The organism is Planctobacterium marinum (assembly GCF_036322805.1).
Taxonomy (GTDB): domain Bacteria; phylum Pseudomonadota; class Gammaproteobacteria; order Enterobacterales; family Alteromonadaceae; genus Planctobacterium; species Planctobacterium marinum_A.
On the sequence record NZ_AP027272.1, the window covers coordinates 2,906,201 to 2,926,516 of the forward strand.

13 protein-coding genes are annotated in these 20,316 nt (G+C 45.3%); 9 read left to right on the forward strand and 4 right to left on the reverse strand.

Annotation, left to right across the window (positions count from 1 at the left end; genetic code table 11):
- Nucleotides 1–34 precede the first annotated feature (34 nt).
- The gene (locus AABA75_RS13025; RefSeq protein WP_338293041.1) at nt 35–670 is read right to left on the reverse strand and encodes a methylamine utilization protein; all 636 of its coding nucleotides are present in this window, start codon (nt 668–670) and stop codon (nt 35–37) included.
- A 116-nt stretch (nt 671–786) separates the two neighbouring features.
- Nucleotides 787–1,977 (reverse strand): MFS transporter, encoded by a 1,191-nt coding sequence (locus AABA75_RS13030; protein ID WP_338293042.1) that lies wholly within the window; start codon nt 1,975–1,977, stop codon nt 787–789.
- A gap of 200 nt (nt 1,978–2,177) precedes the next feature.
- Between AABA75_RS13030 and AABA75_RS13035 the strand changes: the two genes are divergently transcribed.
- From AABA75_RS13035 to gdhA, 4 genes are all read left to right on the forward strand, one after another.
- The gene (locus tag AABA75_RS13035) at nt 2,178–2,345 is read left to right on the forward strand and encodes a hypothetical protein (protein ID WP_338293043.1); all 168 of its coding nucleotides are present in this window, start codon (nt 2,178–2,180) and stop codon (nt 2,343–2,345) included.
- Between the two features lie 22 nt (nt 2,346–2,367).
- Nucleotides 2,368–4,002 carry a diacylglycerol kinase family protein gene (locus AABA75_RS13040; RefSeq protein WP_338293044.1) on the forward strand — a complete coding sequence of 545 codons (1,635 nt, stop codon included), beginning with the start codon at nt 2,368–2,370 and terminating at the stop codon, nt 4,000–4,002.
- 213 nt (nt 4,003–4,215) lie between these two features.
- Nucleotides 4,216–5,070, forward strand: coding sequence for a universal stress protein (locus tag AABA75_RS13045; protein ID WP_338293045.1), 855 nt, complete (start codon nt 4,216–4,218; stop codon nt 5,068–5,070).
- A 46-nt stretch (nt 5,071–5,116) separates the two neighbouring features.
- Complete coding sequence (gene gdhA / locus AABA75_RS13050; protein ID WP_338293046.1) at nt 5,117–6,451, forward strand: NADP-specific glutamate dehydrogenase; 1,335 nt, start codon at nt 5,117–5,119, stop codon at nt 6,449–6,451.
- A 526-nt stretch (nt 6,452–6,977) separates the two neighbouring features.
- On the opposite strand, the gene AABA75_RS13055 is transcribed toward gdhA, so the two are convergent.
- Nucleotides 6,978–11,657 carry a leucine-rich repeat domain-containing protein gene (locus AABA75_RS13055; protein WP_338293047.1) on the reverse strand — a complete coding sequence of 1,560 codons (4,680 nt, stop codon included), beginning with the start codon at nt 11,655–11,657 and terminating at the stop codon, nt 6,978–6,980.
- A gap of 921 nt (nt 11,658–12,578) precedes the next feature.
- On the opposite strand from AABA75_RS13055, the gene AABA75_RS13060 reads away from it, so the two are divergent.
- Complete coding sequence (locus AABA75_RS13060) at nt 12,579–13,601, forward strand: IS110 family transposase (protein ID WP_338293049.1); 1,023 nt, start codon at nt 12,579–12,581, stop codon at nt 13,599–13,601.
- Nucleotides 13,602–14,055: 454 nt separating this feature from the next.
- Here the strand turns inward: AABA75_RS13060 and AABA75_RS13065 are convergent, their stop codons facing one another.
- Nucleotides 14,056–15,423: a sigma-54 dependent transcriptional regulator gene (locus tag AABA75_RS13065; RefSeq protein WP_338293050.1), complete on the reverse strand. Its 1,368-nt coding sequence runs from the start codon at nt 15,421–15,423 to the stop codon at nt 14,056–14,058.
- 296 nt (nt 15,424–15,719) lie between these two features.
- On the opposite strand from AABA75_RS13065, the gene AABA75_RS13070 reads away from it, so the two are divergent.
- The 4 genes from AABA75_RS13070 to AABA75_RS13085 all read left to right on the forward strand — a co-directional run bounded on the left by AABA75_RS13070 (nt 15,720) and on the right by AABA75_RS13085 (nt 20,303).
- The gene (locus AABA75_RS13070) at nt 15,720–16,199 is read left to right on the forward strand and encodes a hypothetical protein (protein ID WP_338293051.1); all 480 of its coding nucleotides are present in this window, start codon (nt 15,720–15,722) and stop codon (nt 16,197–16,199) included.
- A gap of 226 nt (nt 16,200–16,425) precedes the next feature.
- Complete coding sequence (putP, locus tag AABA75_RS13075) at nt 16,426–17,925, forward strand: sodium/proline symporter PutP (protein ID WP_338293052.1); 1,500 nt, start codon at nt 16,426–16,428, stop codon at nt 17,923–17,925.
- A gap of 9 nt (nt 17,926–17,934) precedes the next feature.
- On the forward strand, nt 17,935–19,047 hold the full coding sequence (proB, locus tag AABA75_RS13080; protein ID WP_338293053.1) for a glutamate 5-kinase: 1,113 nt from the start codon (nt 17,935–17,937) through the stop codon (nt 19,045–19,047).
- Complete coding sequence (locus AABA75_RS13085; protein ID WP_425325578.1) at nt 19,047–20,303, forward strand: glutamate-5-semialdehyde dehydrogenase; 1,257 nt, start codon at nt 19,047–19,049, stop codon at nt 20,301–20,303. The genes proB and AABA75_RS13085 overlap by 1 nt, the downstream gene beginning before the upstream one ends.
- The last annotated feature ends 13 nt before the right edge of the window (nt 20,304–20,316 follow it).

The following is a 20,316-nucleotide window of genomic DNA, read 5'->3' on the forward strand; positions in this document are numbered from 1 at the left end:
TGTAGATGTCTTCAGCTACGGCGCTGGTTTGTGTTCACTCGCTGCCAAAAGTACCGGAGCCAAAAGTTGAAGTGTTTTCTTTTTGTAGTACAGGTAACAGACTTAATGTTAATAACCTATTCTCATCGCCTGACATGGTCAGACTTTCAGTTTTGCTACCAGTTTGCGACATACGGGGATGCCAATAACTCACTGCGCCGGTATCGGGCAACTGCACCACGCCATTTTTATCAGTCAATGCCATCGCTGAATTGGGCTCAGCAACGTAGATATAGCCAATCATTTGATCGTGAATATTGCACCCCAGTGCCACCACCCCGGGACGAGCGAAGTTGATTGGTGCTACCGGCCTGTTGCGATAAAGCTTAATTTCGAAGGGGTTACTTTCGGAAAAACTGTAAACGTGATGGCGAATGTTATCACTATTGGGAAAATCCACATCCTGACCAGCAACAATCGCTGTGACATGAGGCACAAATTGCCTATCAATCTGATCCACAACAACCGGCTGTGCCTGAGCTTGCGTAGGCTTATCAGAGGGCCAGGTAAACACAACATCAGGTACGGGATTACCTTCCTGATCCACCACTGTCACCTCAGAGGCAATGGCAGCTTGTACCACCAAACTAAAGATGCACAATAGTTTTAACAACAAATACCCTCGCTTCATCCAGCCCTCTTTTCTTTGCTCACTTGCAACATTCCAACCTCATAACAATTATAAATGCTAGGTTATCTAACCGTGATTTACCACAGCAGTTATTCATTGCCACTGAATTTGGCACTCTATTTTTTACTGTCCTGCGCTTTTACCAAGCTGTTCAGTTTCACCAAATGCAGAATTCCCGTTGCCAGAATGATCAGCAAAAACCACAACATCCATTGACTCTTGATACTGTATAAAAAGCTATAAAGCACACCACTGAGCAATAAGAAGATACCCACTGTCGTGTTCCCTGCTCCCACAAATCCGAGTCGGTTATTCTCATTGGTTACGTTCAATAGAAGTGTTTTTCTGCCAACTCTGATACCGTCGTACCCCACCAGAAGAAGATAAAACAAAACGAAATTCAGCCAATGCGGTAGTGCTTCTACAGCCCAAATAATGCTGAGCAAGGCCACTAAACACAAACAGGAGGCAACAAATAAGGTCAGGATGTTGCGCTTATCCGACATCCATCCCCACAAATAAGAAGCGGTTAGCGCCGATAATCCCGATGCAAGTACCAGCCACCCTATCGCTAATTGCGCCCCCTGAGCCATAACAACAGTGATAAAAGGAATGGCTAACATGGCATGCAACAAAAAGCACCGACTGAGCACCATGTGTCGCAATAATACGTTATTGCTAAATTGCGCAAAAATACTCGGGGTCGCTTCCTTATCCTTCGCTTCTGTGCTTGTTTGCACCGAGAAACTGAACAGTAATGCCACGATTACCGATACCAAAACAACCACAAAACCCATGTTGATCAACCGTCGATTTTCGCCAAAAAAATCTCCTATCAACAACAGGGCAAAAACGATACTCAACGCACCCGACAACGAAGATACCAGGCCTGTAAATCGGCCTCGCCTTTGTTTCTCTATCACATCTGCCTGAATATCTTTGCTGAAAACTGAGGTAAACGCTCGCCCCAGACTCAAGACCGTTAAGGATAGTAAAATCCCCCAAGGCATGAGCTCTTCTGTGAGGAGCAAGCCAGTAAAAACAAATCCAGATACACCGAAAAGCTGCACAGCAATTCCAATTCGCCATCCAAAATCCCGGCGAGAGTGACAGCCCAAAGCACTTTGCTGAATCCACCATTGCGGCAGCATGGAGCCCGCCTCTCGAATTGGAGCCAGCAGCGGTAACAGCCATGCACCACCGGGCAAAGAAGCAATTAACCAAGGTAATGTTGTCTTGGGAGAAATCAGCAGGTCGATAACTTTATTATTGATCTGCGCCAGAAGCAGCGCCGCCTTTTGTTTCATTCTTACCTCTTCATGGCGTGTACAGTGAAAAAATTTCCGCCACGTGAAATCTTTACATACGATATTGCGCTCTCGAAGTTCAATCAAGTTTTTATGTTATTGATTTTATTGAATTTAACAATCTTGGTTTGGTAGTTGCTTAGTTTGAATGGCCATACTAAACAGCACTTAACTTAGAGCCAAAGGAGAAAAGGAGCAACATGATCGAGTTAATCATCGTTTTCGTACTAATCACCGTCTGGCTGTCGAGATTTAAAAACGTTTCCGAGTTTATTCAAACCCTGATCTGTTGCTTTTTGCTGGGTGTTGTCAGTTTGCGCATGTTGCGCATGGCGACAAGGTCACTATTGAATCGCCGCTGTAACTAATTCAAGCATAAGGAAACATGACATGAAAACACCGAAAAGCAGACCCTTTTCCCTCTACTACTGTGGCGCAACATTACTGCTTCTGGTGCCAGTAATATTGTTGCCCTCACCGCTGATCAGTGCATTTTTCGGCTGGGCGGCAATCTCATTCGCGATCGTAGCGAGTGCCTATCTTTTTAAAACACCGCAGATTTTTCGAAAAAAACAAGATGGCCGTATTCCAGCCGCTATCTCATGGTTACTTTGGCCGTTTCTGCTTTGCGTGCACCTTTACAACAAGGTGGCGCGCAAGCGTGATCCTGTTCCACCACTGCAAGAAATAGTTCCCGGCCTTTACCTGGCAAGAAGACTCCAACCCGGCGACATAGAAGAACTGGAAAAACACAATATCTCTTCCATACTGGACGCCACTGCAGAATTCGATGCCTTGCAATGGACCGCGACTTCTGCGGATATGTCCTACCTGAACATACCGATACTGGACCACCAATATCCGAGAGAGGACGAGGTTCTCAAAGCCATTAACTGGATCCACGGACAACGAGCCAGTAATAAAAATGTAGTGGTTCACTGTGCATTGGGAAGAGGTCGCTCTGTATTCCTCGTAGCGGCTTATTTACTCACACAAAACAGGGACAAAACGGTGCGCGAGGTATTGACGGATATCAATGTCATCCGACAGACCGCAGGTTTAAACATGTCGCAATTGCGCGCATTAGAAAAAATCCATCAAAGCGAAAAGATAACGCTATATCCCAACGCCTGGATTGTGGCCAACCCCGTATCTGGCGGCGGGAAATGGCCACAATATCGCAAACAGATCTGCGACTTATTGGGTCAGTACTACGCTCTTACCGTGGTGGAAACGACAGAAGACTGTGACGGTAAGGAATTAGCTCAAAAAGCCGTAAAAGCAAATGCGGATATGGTCATCGCCGCAGGTGGTGATGGCACCGTGAATGAGGTTGCAGATGTGCTCAAAGGCACTGCGATGCCAATGGGATTAATCCCCTTAGGCACCACCAATGCCCTGAGTCATGCTCTTTGGGGATTTAAAGCCAAGGCATTTCCGATAGAGACAGCCTGTGATGCCTTAATCCAGCGCAAAATTGAGAAGTTTGATATTGGTCTGTGTAATGAAGAGCTATTTACCCTGGTGCTGGGCATCGGTTTTGAATCGAGAATGATCGAACTTGCCGACAGAAACAACAAAAATGAATCAGGACAACTTGCTTACTTAAATGGTTTGTTTCAAGCGATTAACGAAGATCAACAACACCATCTTGAAATCAAGTTCAACGATGAAGACTGGTTAACACTGAGCACCAAAAGCTTAGTAATTGCCAATTCAGCACCCCTGTTCACGTTGCTGGCTCAAGGAGGTGGAAGGCCCGACGCCAAAGACGGCAAACTAGATATCACCTGGCTGGATGAAACTTACCAGCAAGGCACGGTGAGCGGCATGTTGCAACTGTTATTGTCAGAGGTAAATGAGCCTCAAAACCCTACCTTTAAACACAGGCAAGCGGAACAAGTCACCCTCAAAGCAGATGAGCAGATTACCTACAGCCTGGACGGTGAAATGAGGAAAGCCAAATCATTAAGCATTAGCGTGTTGCCGGAAGCATTGCAAATTATCACCTTACCTGAGAACTAATTATCCAGGGAATAAAGGCATCAACCCTAATTCAGTGGAAAACCATTGAAAAATTTTCAGTCCGGTGTGTAAAAAACACCTGTTGGAGCAAACTAGAGCGGCTTTGAATGTAATTCAAACTAAAATTTTATCTTAGATTTCAAACATTTAAAAAATTTTAAAAGCTAGCATCAATTTTGCTTTGATACTTACATAAACAATGAGGAGAGTATCATGTGTTTTAACAGCGTTCTTATTCAGGTAAGCAGTGACAATAGTTTCCAACAACGCATTCATTGGGCTCAAAAACTGACCAGTGCTGAAAATAGCCGAATTCACGGTGTTTACTTTCAATCTGGGCTAAGCACTATGGCGGAGGCTGCACCTGATTTAGTCATGGCTCCGGAAGGCGTGGCCTATGTTCCAGAGATAGCTAAAAACAGTAAAACCATTTTAAAAGAAGATTTGCAAAACGTTCGCAAGCTGATCAACGCGTCGAGCCTTGATGACAAAAGCTTTCACTGGATGACGGTGCCCGGTGAACTGGCTGAGCAGCTTCCCCTTGTATCGCTAACCCATGACCTGGTAGTGCTCAGCAGAAACTGGTTCAATGGCTATGACAAGGTTAAACTCAATTCTCTTTTACCCGACCTGTCCGCCTCGCTAAGTGCCCCCTTGCTGGTATTACCCGAACACGTGCCAGAGCACGAATTCTTTAAAAAACCTCTAGTTGTTTGGGATAACAGTGCCCAAGCCGCTCGTGCACTAAAAAGTGCGCTGCCATTGCTAACTAAAGTGGGTACAACCGGTATTTTCTGTGATTTTCACGGTAGCGATGAATACGACATTGTCGCACTTGAAGAAGTTGCTTCATGGCTTGAATGTCATGGCATTACTGTGACAACGGTAAACAGTGCGCAGGACAACAAGTCACTCTCTGCTTCAATCCACGACGTGGTTGCCGAGAACAATCACGACATCGTTATCATCGGGGCCCAACAGGAATCTATGTTGCGCAACATGGTGTTTGGCAATCAAACAGAACAAGTCCTGGCCCAGTCCAGCGTCCCTGTATTGATCAATAATTAAGTCTGCTTTTTGGCAGAAAGAGTTAATAACCCAAAGCGAGTTTGAAATGCCTGATTTACAAGAATTCATCCAGCAACTTGAAGAGCAAAATGCGCCTGACTCTCTATACGTATCTATGGTGCGTCAGGAAGCAAAAGCGTTGTCGCAGTTGTTAGAAAAAAATCCCTCACTGCTCAAGAGACGTGTTTTTCAGCGTCTGTGCCTGCCGGATAGGGTTATCGAATTTAAAGTATCATGGACAGATGACCAAGGCATTCCACAAGTCAATCGCGGCTGGCGGGTACAACACAGTAATGTCGTCGGACCATACAAGGGCGGCTTACGCTTTCACCCTGCTCTGGGTTTATCCACATTGAAAGCCTTGGCATTTGAACAAAGCTTTAAAAATGCCCTGACAGGATTGCCCATTGGCGGTGCTAAAGGCGGTGCCGATTTTAACCCGAAAGGTCGCAGCGACGCTGAAATAATGCGCTTTTGTCAGGCTTTTATGAGTGAATGTTATGCCGAGATTGGCCCCAATAGAGACATACCCGCCGGTGATATCAATGTAGGAAATCGTGAAATTGGCTATTTGTTTGGTCAATACAAAACATTAACTCGGCAGTTTGAAGGGGCCATCACCGGAAAAGCAGGCGATTTTGGCGGTAGCCAGGGACGCAGTGAAGCTACAGGTTTTGGCGTGATCTACTTTGTCGAAGAGTTGCTAAAAAGCCAAGATGAGACACTGGAGGGAAAAGTCCTGGCCATCTCAGGTGCCGGCAATGTTGCCCTGCATGCCGCCCTAAAGGCAATTCAAAGCGATGCTCGTGTTATTACGCTATCCAACAGCCGTGGCCTTCTGGTTGCTGAAAATGGACTTACGGAAAAGCAGATTAACTGGCTACTTGAACAACAGCAGCAACTAGATAATTCACTGGAAGAAGCTGCCAAAGAGTTTGATTTACAGTATGAAAAAGACAGCAAACCATGGCAGAAAAACTGTGATATCGCCCTTCCCTGCGCCACTCAAAATGAACTTAACATTGAGGATTTAAAACAACTCAAAGAATCCGATTGCCTCGCCATTGTAGAAGGCAGCAATATGGCCCTGACCGATGAAGCGCTGAATGCCATAGCAGACTCGGATCTTCTATTTGGCCCAGGTAAAGCAGCCAATGCGGGTGGTGTCGCGATATCAACCTTGGAAATGACTCAAAATGCCACCTTCTCACCCATGACATTTGACGATGTTGACCAAGAATTACAGCGCATCATGCAGGCCATTTTTAAACGCTGTATGGACAACGCCCCCGAAGACTCAGACAAACCAGATTTGCACAAAGGCGCCAGTATCGCAGGCTTTAAGATTCTTTCGGCAGCATTGCTGGCGCAACAGGGGTAGAGTTGTGTGTTAGAGGATGGAGACGTGTTGTCCTTTGGATATCCCCCGACAAACTTCTTTTGTAGGTTTTGACTTGATCTGACAGATTACACTTTTAACTGTGCTTCTTTTACTCAGCACCAGATATCTGATTGGTAACACCCCATTGCGGTCGTTCATTAAACAATGTAAATCGGACGGCTTCAGATAATTTGCTGACGTTCAATTCTGAAATAAGTTGAAGCAACTAATGTTGAAAAGGCAAATGACGAAGACAACGGCAACTAACTCTGCATAATAGTTAAAAATATAGGCGGATAAGCTGATACTGGGTGAATAAACTATCAAAGAAGATATGTTGGGCTATTCAACTGATGTTAAGTAGTCCCAGATACTCTATCGAGCCTTTACCATATTTATCCCAATTGAAACAGACGCTGCAATCTAATATCGGAATCACAAATACCAAACTGGACACGCGTTATGTTCTATCCGCAGCCGCCCCCCTCTTAAGGAGAGAGGGAATGCTGTTCATCATTATTGTCCCTCACTCTTTTCCTAACGAGACCTCATTGCCACTTTCACAGTGATGACTGCATTGCTCTGGCAAGTTAAACCACTGCTCTTGCAGAACGCTTCCATCTTGTTTCTTCGAAGGCCTTGCTTGACCCGGCCACCGATTAAACGAGCGAGATTTCAAATAATCTGGTGCGGCCAGTGGGATGTCTGTCTCGCGCATTCCAAATTCAATGCGTGTTACACCGTCATCATAGCCTGTCATATAGTCGGTACCGTTGGAATTACGAATATAAAACATCTTAGAAGAAGGACGGCGCACTGCGATATCTGCCAGACCGTCTCCATCATAATCGGCTGGTACTGGGATATCTTCTTCTTCCATACCAAATTGAAAACGTGAGATACCATCATCATGCCCAGTGATTAAATCTACACCCGAAGAGTTTCGGATGTACCACATCTTTGTTCCGGGGCGTCTGACAGCAATATCTGCTTTACCGTCACCATCATAATCAGCAGGCACAGGAATATCCCCAATGACCAATCCAAAGCGGATCCGAGTAATACCATCTTCATTATTGGTAACATTATCGACCCCCGTTGAATTTAAGATGTACCAGGTCGAGGTTGAGGGTCTTCGTATTGCAATGTCGGTTCTACCATCACCATCATAATCGGCAGCTACCGGAATATCCTCTGCGCGTCTACCAAACACTAGCCGAGTGACCTTATCATCATTCTTGGTGATTTTATCAATGCGCGAGTTAAGAATATACCAGGTAGAGGTTGAAGGTCTTCGTACTGCAATATCAGTTCTACCGTCACCATCATAGTCGCCGGGTACTGGGATATCTTCCGCCTGAAAACCAAAGCGAATGCGCGAAATGCCATCATCATTATTGCTGATATAATCGACACCACTGGAGTTGCGTACATACCAAGTCTGGGTACTGGGGCGCCTGAAGGCAAAATCCATTCTATCATCTCCATCATAAAAACCCGGAACCGGTATATCTTCCTCTCGAAGTCCGAATTCCATCCGCGTAACATCATCATTGAAATTGGAAGTCGGATCTAAACCCTGTGAGTTTTTCACATACCACATACTTTGCGATGCCCTTCTGACGCCAATATCGGCAAGACCATCACCGTCAAAGTCGTACAACTTATCTCTTGCATTTATGAGTGGGTCAAGGATTTGGCCTTTATCCTGAATGACAATCACAAGCTCTCTGTCATCTGCCTCAACAAGGGCATTCGCGTCTTCATGAAAAAGTAAATCCGGCAATTTTATGCGTAAACTCAGATAGGCGGTCTCCTGGAGTTCTTTCACCTCAAGTGTAGACAGTGTCAGTGTGACACTCTGCTGGCCATCTTCAAAAAAGATACTTTCTGGCAGGTCCTCAAAATATCGCTCAGCACCGTTTGTCAGCGCCATCCAGTAAATATCGAGTTGAACTGAACCCGAATTATCATCAAGTCGATGAAAGGTAATATCAACTTGCTCTCCTTCTTTGACGACAGCGTTTTTAATCGTTTTAAATCCAAACTTAGACTTGGACTCCAAAAGTTCATTGATATCATCCTCTGGATGGCGTTTTATGGTCACGGTAGCGTAATTAGTTCCTTTAATCTCTACACTCGAACCTTGAACGTCTTCAATGGAGAACGAATAAGCTTCATCCGGCTCACTGTAATCTCGATCAAAATATGGCAGCATGCTGATTGAATAAAACCGATTTCCTGATTCTAAGGTGAACGAATCATCAATTGCCTGATAATCGTCATTCTCGGCAACTGCCGTGCCATCTGTTGTTTTTATTCGAAGTTGAACATCTTCATCGATACTGCCATAGCGAACAAGACCATACTCTACCGTTCCAAACCCCTCGTAAACCTGCCCCTCGTTACTTTTCAATGTTAGCGAAACAGAGGCGTTTTCATTATTGGTTGGGTCAGTGCTCTGTGCAATTTCATCTGCGTTAGGTACGCCATCCTCATCGTAATCATTGCGTTCATCATTGGTATTACATCTCTTGCCGTCATCATACCACTTGAAGTTTCGCCACTGCCTGTAGGAGGCATTGCGAAGGTATTCCAATTGCCAACAATACGGACGATCATCGTAGAAATCTGAACGGTAGTAGGTATTTATGTCATTTAAAAACGGCAATTCAAATAGCCCAGAGATATCCTTCAATTGTGTGGATTCCGATAGCCAGAATTGCTCAAGCCTGCCGAGCGGTTTCAAAAAATCCAGATTTTCAATATCAAGATGGGATACCCGTAGCTCTCTCAGTTGAGATAATGTCGGGAGTGTGTTGATCTCCAGTTCCTGATTCCCCGAAAGATGCAAAACCTCTAGCCCCGGTGTGTTTGATAGCGGACTGAGGTCGGTTAGAGCGTTGTTGTTGGCGTATAGCCAGGTCAGATTTGCTGTACCGGACAGAAAGTCCAATGAACTCAGGCCGGTGTTATCGGCAAAAATACGCGTCAGATATGGCAAATTTGACAGCCCGGTGAAAGACGATAACGGCGTATTGTTTAGATAAAGTTCCGCAAGTCTCTTAAAGCGCGAAGTTGTAGCCAGTGAGGATACATCGCTGCCGCTCATATCAAGATGTGATAACCAGGAAGAATCAGGCAGTGCTGAAATGGATTTGATTGGCGTATTTCTGGCTTCCAGTCTTTGTAAAAAGTGTACGTCCAATGATGCCAGACTTGAAATGTCAGTGTCATTGATGCGGAGTGAAGTCAGTGAGGGCAAAGACCAGGTATCGGATGTCAGCGTGCTAATCTTCGTGTTGCTGACATCGAGTTCTTTTAATCCTTTTACCACTTTGAGGGAGCTTGCATCGGTTATCGGGTTGTCCACCAAATACAAGTTCGATAAATACTGATACCGCGATAAATCTGGTACGCGTGTGAGCTGATTATTGCGTAGAGATAAGGTGAATAAACTATCAATGCCCGAAAGAATTTGTGATACAGCACTATCCGTTAACCCTGTATTAATCAACGACAGATATTTCAGTGAGCGTTTGTGGTGAAGTACGTCAAGGCCTTGCTCTATTGCAACATCCGAGTTAGATTTGTTTGAAATATACAAGCCTTTCAGGACTGTTAAAGGGGCCAGCGGAGATAAATCGCTGATTTGACTGTTAGCTATCTCCAGATAATTAAGAGAATCAAACGCGGCAATTCCCTCAAGGGAGAGCACTGAGTCATCTCCCCACGTAAAACAATCTACTGAACTAATCTGCGAGGTCAGTGTGACATCTCCTCTACGATTGACCTGGTCGCTAATGCATTTTTTTAATACTGTATCGGTTATCTGTGACAGTGCATCATCAATAGATGTCTGTTCGGGGTTACGTGGTGCGGTACTGACCAAATTATCACGCACATTGTTAACGGCGCTAGTGGCATCTGACGCATCGTTGTCAAAATCCCATGGTGAGCCGCTTAGCGTGATATCTGTTCGGGGTAATCCACAGGCAGTCACACCACACAGTTTATCTGGATTGGCAAACCGAGGGACTACTCGGGCATACGTCGTATCATAGCCCATGATGGTGGTAAACCCCTTTTTATCCGGACTTTCCATTCTAAAACCACGACCGTAGGAAAAAGGGTTGCCATAGTTACCTTGCTGCTGTGAGTGGCCCAGCCCGAAAATGTGGCCCATCTCATGCGCAAAAACATCGACATTGACATTACTCGATGTCACGCCATACATAAGATCATAGCTTTTGAAAAATGCGTTTGGCGAGTAGGCCAAGCCGGCTAAACCCAGACTAAGGTCAGCCTGCATAAACGTCATCACCACATCTGCCCCATAGCGGGAACGTTCAAGAGCCACGTTTTCAAAGGGTGGATAGCCTTCACGCACAGCTTCTAAAACCGAAGGCATGAAATCAAAATCGGCATCGATTTCCATTGTGGCCACCAGGTTGACGCGAAGATCAATGTCAGAGGCTGATAAAGCGAAGTTAAGCCAATTCACCTGATGGTCAAAAAAGCCTTGGGGATCGTTTTTCATATCCGATAGGGTGTCCGTCGTATAGACCATCAAAAGGTCTACAACCTTCTCATCATTGTCAAACCATGCATTTGATGAAGGAGATGGCACAGCTTTAACATGAGTGGATGTTGAGTCTTGGATGTTGTTGCTGGCTTTGGACGGTTGTTGACGATTGGTGCGCTGTTTTTTCGTTTGCGAGCGTGGCTTACCAAATTCAGCGTAGATATCAGGAATAATATAATCAGGTTTGTCGTGCTGAGGTAGTGTCGCTTGGCTTAGGGTAACCATTTGATGATTTCCAGAAGCCATAACGTCAACTTCAGTGGTCGCAAGGCTCATAAACACACTGGTCTGACTAATAGTGATAAGAGAAGTCAGCGGGATGTCGGCATCTTCATTTTCCAAGAAAATACTTTGCGTGCCGTGTTGCCCCTTTACGACATCAACGACGTTGGCGTTTGACGCATCTTTACCAAGATTGATATTAATCGTATCGCCTGGTGTCAAACCCTTCAGAGAATGAATATTAGCCAGCGTAAGAGAAACTGACTTATCCTCCCCAACCAACTCGTTCACCGTCTTATCCGATGTTGCGGAAGTCTTTTCAAAAAGTGGTAAGCCCACTTTTGCGATTGAATTTGCGCTGAAGGTTACTAGAACTATGGATAAAACTGCTTTTATCATGTGTATCCCTTAAATCTCAATTGTTCCAAAGAATGTCCATCTGTCACGCTGTGAGCCATCTGACAACCTTTTAACCATTAATAAAACTAAAATATTGCTATAACGTATTCGACGACAAAACCCTCAAAGCAAATGCCATAATTCGAACTAGCGGAGGCAAAAATATCATACTTAATCAATAACCTATGTAAGACATTTGCCATACTTTAGAGGAAAAAACCAAATGGCGCTACTGAACCGTATATCTGTTGATAAGCTCGATCGAATATCTATCATGTAAACAAAGGAACTTAACTGTGCTGAAGATGAGCACACTCAATATCATTAAAATACTAAGGGTCGGAGCGATAGCAAACACGATGTCCGTCCCGTCGAATCTGATGTAATTAATGATGTAGGTAAGCATTGAACTGCAGGGATGCAGTGAATGCCATTTGTACAAGGAACATATAAACGGCAAGTGCCTTGGCCATAGGGGGTTAAAGGGGGGCTCCCCTTCGAAGAAAACACATCAGAACACTGCAGTTAATAGTTCTGGACAGGCAAAACCATATTCGATGAATATAAGTTCGAATTGAACTGAAGGGTTGCAGATAATCCCCCATTTCCCCTCATAAAGCGCCATTGAAAAACGTTAAGCAAGTTGCCGGTGATTTTCAGGGATGAAAATCAAGTCACGCCTAAGCATGGACGCGCATCGTGACGACGGGTAAGCGTAATGCGGGGAGCCTTTTTCTTTCGCATACGGTTTCTTTTTAGCAAAAAGACAAATTCATCGGGAATGAATTTGGACAGCTTTAGCTGTCTTCAGGGAAATACAAGGATGTATTTCACAAATAATGGTATGGACCCTCTCCTCTCCAAAGGCATCACAATGTGCCAGGATAGAGTTGCGAAAAACTATCAAGAGAAGAGGGTCACATGAATAAAATAACAATCGGGTTAGATACTGCCAAGTCTGTTTTTCATCTGGTGTTTAAAAACACCTGTGGACGGATTCTTAAAAAGAAGAAGTTGAAACGCCATCAGGTAATGCACTTCTTTGCTTACCAACAGGATGTTGTAGTCGCCATGGAAGCTTGTGGAGCGAGTCACTATTGGTGCCGGAAGATTAGTGAATGTGGGCATGAAGTAAAAGCTGTCCCACCGCAACATGTGGCACCTTTTCGTAAAGGTAATAAGAGTGACTACAACGATGCTATTGCCATCGCCGAAGCGGCAATGAGAGAGGATATGCGCTTTGTGCCTGTAAAATCGGAAGCTCAACAGGATATTCAGTTAGTACACCGCGTACGAGAAAGGCTCATTAGACAGCGTACAGCACTGAGCAATCAGGTCAGGGGATTACTGGCCGAGTATGGCATTGTTTTCCCAAAAGGCTTAAGTCAGCTGACTCAGGGAATGGCAGATGTTCTGAATGATGACACAAGCGAGTTAAGCCAATTGGCCATAGACGAATTTCACTATATGTGGATAGAACTTAATGAGTTGGAATCCAGAATAAAACGAGTTGATAAGCAAATTGCCATTATCGCCAAAGAAAACGCAGTATGTCAGAGGTTGCTGACAATGACAGGCGTTGGACCTGTCATTGCAACGGCTATGTTTGCGGCTATTGGCAAAGGCGAAGGTTTTGACAGCGGCAGACATTTAGCTGCGTGGCTCGGGTTAGTGCCAGGGCAACACAGTACCGGTGATAAGCCCAGATTGTTGGGGATAACCAAACGGGGGAATACCTATATGCGCACCCAGTTAATCAACGGTGCAAGAGCGTCGCTCAGGCATGCCAGTAAAAAAGAGGACAAGATCAGTCTTTGGAGCACACAATGTTTGACAAGGATGAGTTTTAACAAAGCCTGTGTGGCGCTAGCTAACAAAATGGCGCGAATGGCTTGGGCAATGCTGAACAATGAGCAGAATTATCGTTATGCAGAGGCTGATTAAATCACGCAATAAACAAGTATAAAATCGACAGATAACAGTGAATAACTCTACTCTGGAAATTGCTTAAGACAACAATATTGATGGTTAACGGTTCATAACCATCCGGCTTAAATCAGCACATACCAAAGGCTCCTGAAGCCGTAGAAATGATTTGAACGTCGGATGCGAAATTCCATCAGGGCTATAGAGTAAAAATACTCTAACAAAAAAGCCGAATATATGGCCGCACTGAATCATGTTAATCACGCAATATAGTGTCTTGCAATCGGAGAGGGTCCATATATGGTATGTGGACCAAAGGGATTTGGTTCAGAAAAGCCATGGATGGCGTTTGTCAGGCTACATTGAAGTCAAAAAAGATATTGGGATTCTTAAGACTAAAATCCAGCCTACACTGTGTCCGTAGGATCAGATTTACCAAAAAACTAAATTCCAACTTATCCAAAACGCCCAGCTAATCCTCGTCCTTTTGATACTTCTCAAGCTTGTTGTACAAGGTTTTTACACTTACCCCAAGCTGCTCAGCCGTTTCGGTTTTGTTGCCGTCATTGTCATCGAGGGTATTGAGAATCGCTTGTTTCTCAAGCTCTTCTAAGGCCATGCCAGTGGGTACCTGACCATCCCAATGACCGGCGTTGCTCTGCTCTTGTTGCAAAACAATGTACTGAGGCTCAATAGTTTCACTGCACAAAATGAAGGCTCGCTCGATGGTATGTTTGAGCTCTCGAACATTACCAGGCCAACTGTAACTGGCAATTTTTTGCAGTGCCTCTGGGCTGATTTGTTTATTGGTCATCTCATGGCTGTTGCGATACGCCAGGAAGTGTTTGGCCAAGCCGGTGATGTCTTTGTCGCGCAGGCGCAAAGGTGGAACGGCAATGGGAAACTGCGCAAGACGATAAAACAAATCTTCGCGAAACACTTCTTCTTCAATGGCCTGTAGCGGATCGCGATTGCTGGCGGCAATCACTCTGACATTGGCGTGTTTTAACTGAGTTGCCCCCACTGGCCGATACTCACCCGACTCCAATACTCGCAATAACTTCACCTGGTGCTCCAACGGCATCTCAGTGACTTCGTCTAAAAATAACGTGCCGCCCTGTGCCTGTTCGAACACGCCTTGGTGATCTTTCACAGCTCCGGTGAAAGCCCCTTTCACATGACCAAATAACTCACTATCCACCAGTTCAGGACTAATTGCGCCACAGTTTACCGCCACGAACGGCCCATCACTGACTTCGCTAAAAAGATGAATGGTGTTGGCCACAAGTTCCTTACCTGAACCACTCTCTCCGGTAATAAAAACGTTGATATCATTTTTAGCGACTTTACGGATAGTGCGGTACAGCTTGCGCATAATCTTGGAGGAACCCGCCAGCAATCCAAATTGGTCCAGGTCACTGGTGCGGGTCTGAGCGTGATTTTCGATGTCTTCAGCAAATTCCTCGGCCATATCAGCCAGACAATCAGTGATCGCCTCCAGTTCAATTGGTTCGCGAAAATGATAACCCGCGCCCTGCGTCATCAATTCATCGATAACCGGGTTAGGTAACCCGTGGCTTAAAAAAATAAATTCGGTATTTTCGAACAGGCGTTCTGCCAGACAAGTGTGCAACTCTTCGTTCTGAACATGTTGCGATTCAATATCCAGCACAACCACCTGATATTCATCACTTTTAAGTTGCTCAACCCAATCGCTATCAGCATCCACTTTTACTTGAATAAAGGCTTTAAACTCCGGCGATTGTATAAGCTGCTGAGCAAACACAGAGTCGCCCACGTTGTACATCAATTTGGGTCGTAATAAGGGATCTGTTTTCATTCGGATACCAAAAAAGCCTTCTTCCATATTCGTTTATCGGCGCAAAGTTTTAGATTTAGTTGCCTGTTGGCTAAACCCAAACACTTCTTTTTTTATGATACGTTGATTTAGTAATAAAGTTCGACTAAATAACGCTCACTTTGTAATTTTTACAGGTTACTCCTGTAATTAATTCCTGCTCCCCCCTAAAAGTGCCCACAAAAGCATCAGTAAAGCCCACCTGACGATGATAAAAATTGGCCTGATGTTTGATTATTAAAATCAGTAACCTTGTTTTTTAGTCCGGGCAAATCAATATGAATGAATCAATTTCCAATAAAGCTGAATATATATTCGTGCAGCGTCTGCAAGAGGTCTGCAAGCATTTGAGCTCTTTTTATTCAAATGCCGCAGCGCACGCTTCAACTTATATGCTGCGTACACACATGCAGGCGTTTAACTCCGTGATGCGCGAAGCGGTTGAATCTTTACTCCCGTTTCAATCTAACCGTTTAAAGCTCAGCGAGCAAAACAATGATGCATTGTGCAAGGTGGAAAGTGCTTATAAAGAGCAACAGTCACAGTTATCACAACTGCCCACTACGGCCTGGGTCATGGACAGTAACAAACGCCTACGCGAATTTCTGGCGCTGCTGCGCAAGCTAACCCAAGCTCAGGAAGACAAACTGTTGCGTTACGTACTGTCAGATATTACGGCACAACTGCAACTGAAGCACGATCAATTGCTGGAGAAATTGAACCGTCAGCAAGATCGGTTTCCAGCGTCTGTGAATTAAGTCGTATTCATATTTATTTATCAATATTTATAGCAACTTAATTTGAACTGTACCTTTTAAAAAAGTAAATTAAATACAACCCCTTCCGTCTCCACCCCCTTAAATATTTATACAACCGCCAACACAAAAGCATAACCCGGCTTTTTTAGTTATTTCAAATCTCGGCACATAATTTGTATACTAATCATTAGAATTGATATTTTTTATTAAACTGGAGAGAAAGGTCATGGACCCCTATCTTTTATTCGCCTTAGCTTGTTATGCAGCTGTTATGCTAGGTATTGGCATCTACGGTTACAAACACTCTACAGGTGATGTTAAAGGTTACATTTTAGGTGGCCGCAATGTCGGACCAAAGGTAACTGCATTATCAGCTGGCGCCTCAGATATGAGTGGTTGGATGTTAATGGGGTTGCCCGGTGCAATGTTCTTATTAGGTTTCGAAACCATCTGGATTGCCATCGGACTGCTGTGTGGTGCCTTGTTAAACTATATTTTGGTGGCGCCCAGATTGCGCATCTACACAGAAGTGGCTGACGATGCCGTCACCTTGCCGGATTTTTTCGCCAAGCGCTTTGGCGAGAAGAAAGGCGCGCTGCGCCTTACTACGGCTCTCATCGCCATTATTTTCTTTACCCTGTATACATCAGCCGGATTAGTTGCTGGCGGTAAATTGTTCGAAAGTGTCTTTGGCCTACCCCACTACGCGGGTGTGTTGACGACTATCAGTATCGTGGTTTTGTACACCTTATTAGGCGGTTTTCTAGCAGTCAGTATGACCGACTTCGTACAGGGCAGCATAATGTTTGTGGCGTTAATCGCCGTCCCCATTGTGGCTGCCATGCAGTTCAATGATTGGGGTGTTATGGCCGATTCAACGACACAGTGGATAGCGCAGGAAAATGGCCTGCTTCAGGATGTCGGTCAGCTGGCGTTACTGTCTAGCCTGGCATGGGGCTTAGGTTATTTCGGTCAACCCCATATATTGGTGCGCTTTATGGCGATTCGCAATGTGGTGGATATCGGTCAAGCAACACGTTTCGGCATCAGCTGGATGTTTGTGTCATTGTTGGGTGCCGTGGCAACGGGTTTTGTGGGAATCGCTTACGTGCAAAAGTTTGGTTTGCAATTGGCTGACCCGGAAACCATCTTCATTCGCTTTTCAGAAATTCTGTTTCATCCATTTATCAGTGGTTTTTTGCTGTCGGCTATATTAGCCGCCATCATGAGTACGATTTCATCGCAATTGTTGGTGTCTTCTAGCTCGCTCACTGAAGACGTATACAAAATTTTCAGTAGCAAAACCCCTGATGAAAAACAGGGTGTGATGTTCAGTCGCCTGGCGGTACTTGCCGTTGCAGTTGTTGCCACAATGCTGGCCTTAAACCCTGACAGTAGTGTTCTAGGTCTGGTGGGTAATGCATGGGCAGGATTTGGTGCTGCGTTTGGACCACTTGTATTGCTGTCACTGTACTGGCCAAACATGACCAGAGCGGGTGCGCTTGCCGGCATTATTACGGGTGCTGCCACAGTACTACTTTGGATCTCCCTCCCTGAGAGCGTGATCGGCGTAAATCTCTCAGGCCTGATTTATGAAATTGTACCCGGATTTATTGCTTCAACTATTGCAATTGTGGTGGTGAGTAAACTCAGCGCCGCACCCAAACAAGATTTAATTAACGATTTTCACACGACGGTTTCGCTACTGGAAGCGCGGAATCACTGAGGAGTTAACATGAGAATTTCCAACAAAAACCGAATAGTCATTAAGGTGGGCAGTTCCCTGATCGCTCCTGAAGGCAATGGCTGTAGCTCGCGCTACTTATTATCTATCGCTAACTTTATTGTGCGCTGTCATTTGATGGACACAAAAGTGGTATTGGTGTCTTCAGGTTCAGTGGCAGCAGGCCGCTCCCTGTTTTCCGATACCCCGGACAAGTGTGGCAATGTCACCCTGAAAAAGGCAATGGCAGCGGCTGGCCAAACAGAAATGATGGAAGCCTGGAACAAGCTGTTCGATTTTCCCACTGCTCAGCTGTTGCTAACGCAATATGACTTTCAGCAGCACGAGCGTTTTCTGAGTATCCGGGAAACCATCGAAAACCTGTTGAATAATGACATTTTGCCTATCGTCAACGAAAACGATGCCATTACAACAGACTTATCGAAAGTGGGTGATAACGACAATCTATCTGCGATGGTGGCTTCTGCTGTTGCGGCGGATGCATTGATCATTTGTTCCGATGTAACTGGCCTGTACGACGCAGATCCGCGCAATAATCCTGATGCAACGCTGATCAAAGATGTACACAAAATCTCACCGGAATTAATGCAAATCGCCGGCGGCGCTGGTAGTGGCGTTGGCACAGGTGGTATGCGTACCAAACTGGAAGCGGCTCGTAAAGCCACCCGGCGCGGGATCCCAACCATAATTATGAATGGCTATGACGAGAACGGCTTCAATGAGCTGTTACAAGGTACCAATCCGGGAACCATGTTCCACCCGGCGACATCGCCGCTGGACAAGAAACAGCACTGGCTTACCTATGGCACCAAAGCGCGCGGTGAATTGGTGGTTTCTGAAGAAGCTGCGGCTGATGCTGAACAGGGTAATTTTCAACTGGACTACCGTGACATCGTCGACGTTAACGGAGAGTTTACCGCGGGCGACACCATCATTGTAAAAAATGAACAAGGTGAGCGCATCGCCAAAGCCAAAGCAGAAAGCGGCAGCTGCTTATTGCAGTTTCTGGTGAACACTGACAACAGTGCCGAATTCAGAGGCAATCAAAATAATGAGTTCGGTCAGGTACTGAACAGAAAGGAAATGACTTTACTGGAGGAATAATGATGAATATTAGAGAAGAATTACAGAAAACAGCAGCGGCAGCGAAAAGCCTGGTAGCTCTGACGACAGAGCAGAAGAATAAAGTATTGTTAATGATGGCATTTGCCGTAGAGCAGAATGGAGAGAAAATTCTGGAAGAAAACAAACGCGATCTCGAAGCCGCCAAAGAACAAGGCTTATCCGATGCCATGATGGACAGGTTGGCACTGGATCATGAGCGACTGATGGGTATTGTTAAAAGTATCGAAGAAGTTGCTCATCTGGAAGATCCTGTAGGCAAGTTGCGCTTGATCAACGAGCACGAGAACGGCCTTAAGATTAATAAGGTACGGGTTCCTCTTGGCGTTATCGGTATGATTTATGAAGCGCGCCCTAACGTGGCGGCGGAAGCCTCCGCACTGTGTTTTAAATCAGGCAACGCCATCGTGCTGCGCTGTGGTAAAGAGGCAATTAAAACCAGCTTTGCCATAGTAACAGCGATGCAAAGCATGTTGATTTCTAACGGCTTGCCCGCCGATGCCATCAAGCTGATCACCGATCCGGATCGCAAGTTAATGTTGGAGCTGATACAGCAAGATGAACTACTGGACGTTATTATCCCACGTGGTGGTGAGGGTTTAATCCGCTTTGTAACGGAAAACAGTCGTGTTCCGGTTATCCAGCATTACAAAGGGGTATGCCATCTGTTTATCGACGAGTCTGCCGAAATAGAAAAGGCAGTGGCGCTATTTCTGAACGGTAAAATCCAGCGTCCAGGCGTATGTAATGCCCTTGAAGGATTGCTTGTGCATAAGAACATCGCGGAAGAGGTCTTACCCCAGTTGCAATTACACTGTGGTGTGAATCATATTAAGGTGCATGCTTGCGATAAGAGTTATCGTTATTTTGAGCATCTGGATGGCGTAGAGCGCATATCGGAAGAAGGGTTTGGTCAAGAGTATCTGGCAAAGGAAATTGCTATTCGCATTGTGGACGATATTGATATGGCAATCGCTCACATTGATAAATTCGGCAGTAAACACACTGAGGTTATCTGTACTCAAAACGAAAACAACGCGGCGTTATTCCAGAAAATAGTAGACGCTTCAGTGGTAATGGTTAATGCCAGTTCGCGCTTTTCTGATGGTGGCCAATTGGGCTTGGGTGCCGAAATCGGTATCGCAACCACTAAGTTGCACGCCTATGGCCCGATGGGGCTGGAAGCCCTGACCACAGAAAAATATCTGGTAAACGGCGACGGCCAAATTCGAGCCTAATCAGATTTGAGCT

What these genes read in the sequence shown, in the direction of transcription:
- AABA75_RS13025 (WP_338293041.1), bottom strand. Translation starts at nt 670, where the DNA reads ATGAAGCGAGGGTATTTGTTGTTAAAACTATTGTGCATCTTTAGTTTG.
- AABA75_RS13030 (WP_338293042.1), bottom strand. Translation starts at nt 1,977, where the DNA reads ATGAAACAAAAGGCGGCGCTGCTTCTGGCGCAGATCAATAATAAAGTT.
- AABA75_RS13035 (WP_338293043.1), top strand. Translation starts at nt 2,178, where the DNA reads ATGATCGAGTTAATCATCGTTTTCGTACTAATCACCGTCTGGCTGTCG.
- AABA75_RS13040 (WP_338293044.1), top strand. Translation starts at nt 2,368, where the DNA reads ATGAAAACACCGAAAAGCAGACCCTTTTCCCTCTACTACTGTGGCGCA.
- AABA75_RS13045 (WP_338293045.1), top strand. Translation starts at nt 4,216, where the DNA reads ATGTGTTTTAACAGCGTTCTTATTCAGGTAAGCAGTGACAATAGTTTC.
- gdhA (WP_338293046.1), top strand. Translation starts at nt 5,117, where the DNA reads ATGCCTGATTTACAAGAATTCATCCAGCAACTTGAAGAGCAAAATGCG.
- AABA75_RS13055 (WP_338293047.1), bottom strand. Translation starts at nt 11,657, where the DNA reads ATGATAAAAGCAGTTTTATCCATAGTTCTAGTAACCTTCAGCGCAAAT.
- AABA75_RS13060 (WP_338293049.1), top strand. Translation starts at nt 12,579, where the DNA reads ATGAATAAAATAACAATCGGGTTAGATACTGCCAAGTCTGTTTTTCAT.
- AABA75_RS13065 (WP_338293050.1), bottom strand. Translation starts at nt 15,423, where the DNA reads ATGAAAACAGATCCCTTATTACGACCCAAATTGATGTACAACGTGGGC.
- AABA75_RS13070 (WP_338293051.1), top strand. Translation starts at nt 15,720, where the DNA reads ATGAATGAATCAATTTCCAATAAAGCTGAATATATATTCGTGCAGCGT.
- putP (WP_338293052.1), top strand. Translation starts at nt 16,426, where the DNA reads ATGGACCCCTATCTTTTATTCGCCTTAGCTTGTTATGCAGCTGTTATG.
- proB (WP_338293053.1), top strand. Translation starts at nt 17,935, where the DNA reads ATGAGAATTTCCAACAAAAACCGAATAGTCATTAAGGTGGGCAGTTCC.
- AABA75_RS13085 (WP_425325578.1), top strand. Translation starts at nt 19,047, where the DNA reads ATGATGAATATTAGAGAAGAATTACAGAAAACAGCAGCGGCAGCGAAA.